Raw genomic sequence first — 4,476 nt, forward strand, 5'->3', positions numbered from 1 at the left:
CCCCCGTCCTTGCTCACCTGCCCCGCCCGGTCGACCTGCGCAACCCCACCGCCGTGCGGGCCGGGCTGCGCTCCGTCGGCATCGACGTCCCCGACACCCGCTCCGGGCGCCTCGAACCGCTGCGCGCCGCCCACCCCGTGGTCGGCGCGCTGCTCGACTGGCGCCGTGCCGAACGCATCGCCACCACCTACGGCCACCGCTGGCTCGACACCCACGTCGGCGCCGACGGGCGCCTGCGCGGGCGCTGGCATGCCAGCGACGGCGGCGCCGGGCGGATGACCGCCCAGGCCGGCCTGCACAACCTGCCCGCGGACCTGCGCACCGTCGTCGTCGCCGAACCCGGCCGGGTGTTCGTCCGCGCCGACCTGGGCCAGATCGAACCCCGCGTGCTGGCCATCGTCTCCCGCGACCCCGCCCTGCGCGCCGCCACCCTCGCCGACGACATGTACGCCCCCGTCGCCGCCCAGCTCGGCCGTGACCGCCCCGAGGCCAAGGTCGCGATGCTCGCCGCCATGTACGGCCAGACCACCGGCACCGCCGGCGAGGCCCTGCGCCGCATGCGCCGCGCCTACCCCACCGCGCTGGCCTACCTCGACGACGCCGACACCGCCGGCCGCGCCGGCCGCGACCTGCGCACCTACGGCGGCCGCCGGCTGCGCCTGGCCGCCCTCGCCCGCCACCGCGGTCGTCCCGGAGCTGGCCCGTGGCCGCTTCGCGCGCAACGCGGTCATCCAGGGCCCCGCCGCCGAGCTGTTCAAGGCGTGGGCGGCCACCGTCCGCGCCGGCCTGCCCGCCCTCGACGGCGAGATCGTGCTCTGCCTGCACGACGAGCTGCTTCTGCACGTCCCCGCCGCGCACGCCGACGCCGCCCGCGTCCTGCTGCACCGGGCTCTCGCCGCCACCGCCGCCTACTGGGCCGCCGGCAGCGGCGTGCGCCTGGTCGCCGACGTCGCCGTCGTGCTGCGCTGGTCCGACACCCCCCACTGACCCGCGGCCGTTCCCGACCCCCCGCCCGAACGACCCGCCCGCCGGCACGCGGCGCTGCGCCCGCGCCACACCAAGATAATCAACGCCGTTGACGGAATCGCCGGGCGCCCCTCGTTTGTCTCAGAATATGAGAATACATTCTCGTATTCTGAGAATGCTGCTACTGTCGAGCTATGACACCGACCGGCACCTACACCCATGGGCACGCCGAGAGCGTGCTTCGGTCCCACCGCACCCGTACCGCGGAGAACTCCGCCGCCTACCTGCTCGGGCACCTGCGCCCCGGCCTGAGTCTGCTGGACATCGGCAGCGGCCCGGGCACCATCACCGCCGGCCTGGCCGAGCGGATCGCCCCCGGCCAGCTCACCGCCCTCGAGACGGCCGAGGCGGTGCTGGCCACCACCCGGGCGGAGATCGAGCGCCGCGGGGCGCACACGGCGCGCTACCTCGTCGGCGACGTCCACCACCTGGATCTGGCGTCGGACTCCTTCGACGTCGTGCACGCCCATCAGGTACTGCAGCATCTGAGCGATCCGGTGGCGGCACTGCGCGAGATGATGCGCGTCTGCCGTCCCGGCGGGGTCGTCGCCGTCCGCGACGGCGACTACAGCGGCTTCGCCTGGTACCCACGGCTGCCCGGGCTCGACCGCTGGCACACGCTGTACCAGGCGGCCGCCCGGGCCAACGGCGGCGAACCGGACGCGGGCCGCCACCTGCTCGCCTGGGCACACTCCGCCGGCGCTCCCACGGTCACCGTCACCTCGTCGACCTGGTGCTACGCCGACCCCGAGTCGCGGGGGGAGTGGGGCGGCATGTGGGCCGAGCGGATCTCCGGCTCGGCCATCACCGACCAGCTCCTCGACAGCGGCCTGGCCACCCGCGCCGACCTCGACGAGATCGCCGACGCCTGGCGGGAGTGGGCCGCGCACCCCGACGGCTGGATCAGCATCCTGCACGGCGAACTGCTCATCCACCTGCCCGCGGCGCCGTGACGCCCACCGCCCGCCACGGGCGCCGAACCCCCGGCGTCTCGGGGGTCGAGACTGGCAGAGTCGTGTGTTCGACTGACCTGTATTCCCGCGAGCAACCCTGTCGATCGTGACCGAGAGTGGGCGTTGGACTCCATGATCCTCGGTTGGCTTCGGCCCTTGAGGAACACGCGCGCCTCACTACCGTGACCCCCATGATCGAGTCCGAGATGGAGATCAACGAAGATCTGGTCCGTGACTTGCTGCGGGAGCAGCATCCGGACCTGGCCGAGCTGCCCATCCGTGAGGTGGTGGGCGGCTGGGGAAACCAGATGTGGCGCCTCGGGGACGACCTGGCCGTGCGGATGCAGCGGATGGACAAAAGCCCCGATCTACAACTCAAGGAACGCCGCTGGCTGCCGCAGCTGGCCTCACGTCTGCCGCTTCCGATCCCGACTCCGGTGCGCAGCGGGACACCGTCCGAGCGCTTCCCGAAGATCTGGACGGTCATGACATGGGTGGAAGGCACGCCCCTGGACCAGGGTTCGATCACCCGCGGCGACCACGCGGCCGACATACTGGCGGCCTTTCTCGCCGCGCTGCATGTGGAGGCGCCCGCCGAGGCGCCGGACGCCGTGGACGTCGGCGCTCACCCCAAGCAGTGCACAGGGGGGTTCGAGCACTTCCTGCGGTCCGTGGACCTCGGCGGCTTCACCGAGGACGACATCCGGGCTGTGTGGGACGACGCGGTGGCGGCCTCCGAGTGGCAGGGCCCACGGGTGTGGGTGCACGGTGACCTGCATCCCGCGAACGTCGTCATCGCGGATGGCACGCTGGCGGGCATCGTCGACTTCGGTGCGGTCGTCGCCGGCGATCCGGCGTGGGATCTTGCGGCCGCCTGGCTGCTGCTCCCCGCGGGAGGCGCCTCGCGGTTCTTCGGCAGCTACGCGCAGGCGGACGAGGCGACGGTGCGACGGGCGCGCGGGCTGGCCGCGATGAAGAGTCTGTTCTTGATGCTGATGGGCCAGAACGGGGACCGTGGCCTGTCCGGCGGCAAGCCGCACTGGGGGCCCGCAGGCCGGTCGGCACTCGATCGTGTCCTGAAGGGCCTTTGACACCAGCGTAGATCGGTGATCTAGCTCTTCGGTGTCGGATCTGCTGGTTGGCGGACCATCGGATGCCTCGGTGTGATGATCGTGGTGTGCTTGTTCGTCCGGCTGGCGTCGGTGATGTTGAGCGGGTCGCCGAGGTGCATGTGCTGTCCTGGCAGGTTGGCTATCGGGGGCTGTTGGCGCAGTCGCTGCTCGACGGGCTGCGTCCGGCGCAGCGGGTGCCGCGGTGGACGGCGGCCGTGCGGCAGGCGGCGTGGCCGGCCCGGGGTGTTCTGGTCGCCGACGACGCCGGTGAGGTGGTCGGCTTCGCGTCCCTGTATCCCACCGAGGACCTCGACCAGGATCCGACCGGGGTGGGCGAGGTCGCCTCGTTCTACGTGCTCCCGGCCGTGTGGGGGCGGGGTGTTGGAGGTCAGCTGATGGCGGCGGCGGTGCGCACGTTCGGCGTGGCCGGCTTCGCGTCAGCGACGTTGTGGGTCCTGGAGAGCAACGCCCGCGCGAGCCGTTTCTACTCTCGGCTGGGCTGGGAACCGGATGGTCGCACCAGGGACGAACGCGTGGGCGGGTTCATGGTGCGTGATGTGCGGTACCGGCGGACGCTCGGCTGATCTGCGCGTCGATGAGGGCGGCGTTCGCCGCCGTGTGGGTCTCGGCCTTCTGGTCCACGTGCGAGCGCCACCCGCGGGTGAGCACCTCGTCGAGGTCTCCACGTCCTCGCCGCCAACACCGGCGAGGATCACCCCTCTCTCCCATCAAGATAATCAACGCTGTTGACGACGTCTTACCGCACAAGATCAAAAAAACCAAACACCGAGCACCCGGGGGAGCAGGCGCTGCTTGATCATCTTAGGTCTGGCTGGTGGGCCGGCTCGCGCGGTTCCACACCGCTGCTCAAGACCGCCGCGCGCAATGCCCGCGGCCAAATGTCGACGGGCCCGGCACATCCGCGCCGGGCCGGAGGCGTGATGGCGGTAGTCCATGTCGTTGACGACACCAACTATCATGATCACTAAATGAAGATCACAAACCAGCACCCGGGCACCGACCCGCCTTCTGGATCACGGTCGACGACGATCTCGCGAGCATGACCGGCCGGATCTGATGTGGACATCGGATCCGGCCGCCTCCGACCCGGCTTACTTTACATAATGTGCATTATCGGCGCGGTGGGAGAGTGGGGTTGAGCGCGTCGATGTGTCGTGGTTCGTCGGAGTCGACGCTGGTCACGGCCTGGGAGGTCGACCTCGCCCGGATGGGCGCGGGGATCACAACTGCGTGCCCGGCCCGGGTGCTCGAGGGGGTGATGCGGCGAGGGGTTGGTGGGTGGCGGGGCTGGTGCAGCCGTGTTCCCAGGGCAGGCGGCCGGTGGGGTCGCTCCAGATGACCTGGTAGGCGGGGACGGGTGGGCC

The 4,476-nt window shown here is 71.3% G+C and carries 4 protein-coding genes and 1 pseudogene; all 5 read left to right on the forward strand.

Going from position 1 to position 4,476, the window contains the following annotated elements; genetic code table 11:
• Window positions 1-137: 137 nt before the first annotated feature.
• A pseudogene (locus C1A33_RS36850) lies at window positions 138-479 on the forward strand (DNA polymerase); the annotation flags it as partial.
• Window positions 475-987, forward strand: a complete 513-nt coding sequence (locus C1A33_RS36855; protein WP_243407771.1) for a DNA polymerase — start codon at window positions 475-477, stop codon at window positions 985-987. The pseudogene C1A33_RS36850 and the gene C1A33_RS36855, both read left to right, overlap by 5 nt.
• Before the next feature lie 173 nt (window positions 988-1,160).
• Complete coding sequence (locus C1A33_RS20800; RefSeq protein WP_101833097.1) at window positions 1,161-1,979, forward strand: class I SAM-dependent methyltransferase; 819 nt, start codon at window positions 1,161-1,163, stop codon at window positions 1,977-1,979.
• Between the two features lie 191 nt (window positions 1,980-2,170).
• The gene (locus C1A33_RS20805; RefSeq protein WP_101833098.1) at window positions 2,171-3,070 is read left to right on the forward strand and encodes a phosphotransferase; all 900 of its coding nucleotides are present in this window, start codon (window positions 2,171-2,173) and stop codon (window positions 3,068-3,070) included.
• Between the two features lie 86 nt (window positions 3,071-3,156).
• Window positions 3,157-3,675, forward strand: a complete 519-nt coding sequence (locus tag C1A33_RS20810; protein ID WP_101833099.1) for a GNAT family N-acetyltransferase — start codon at window positions 3,157-3,159, stop codon at window positions 3,673-3,675.
• Window positions 3,676-4,476 lie beyond the last annotated feature (801 nt).

The sequence above is a fragment of the Frankia canadensis genome, assembly GCF_900197875.1.
GTDB classification, from domain to species: domain Bacteria; phylum Actinomycetota; class Actinomycetes; order Frankiales; family Frankiaceae; genus Frankia; species Frankia canadensis.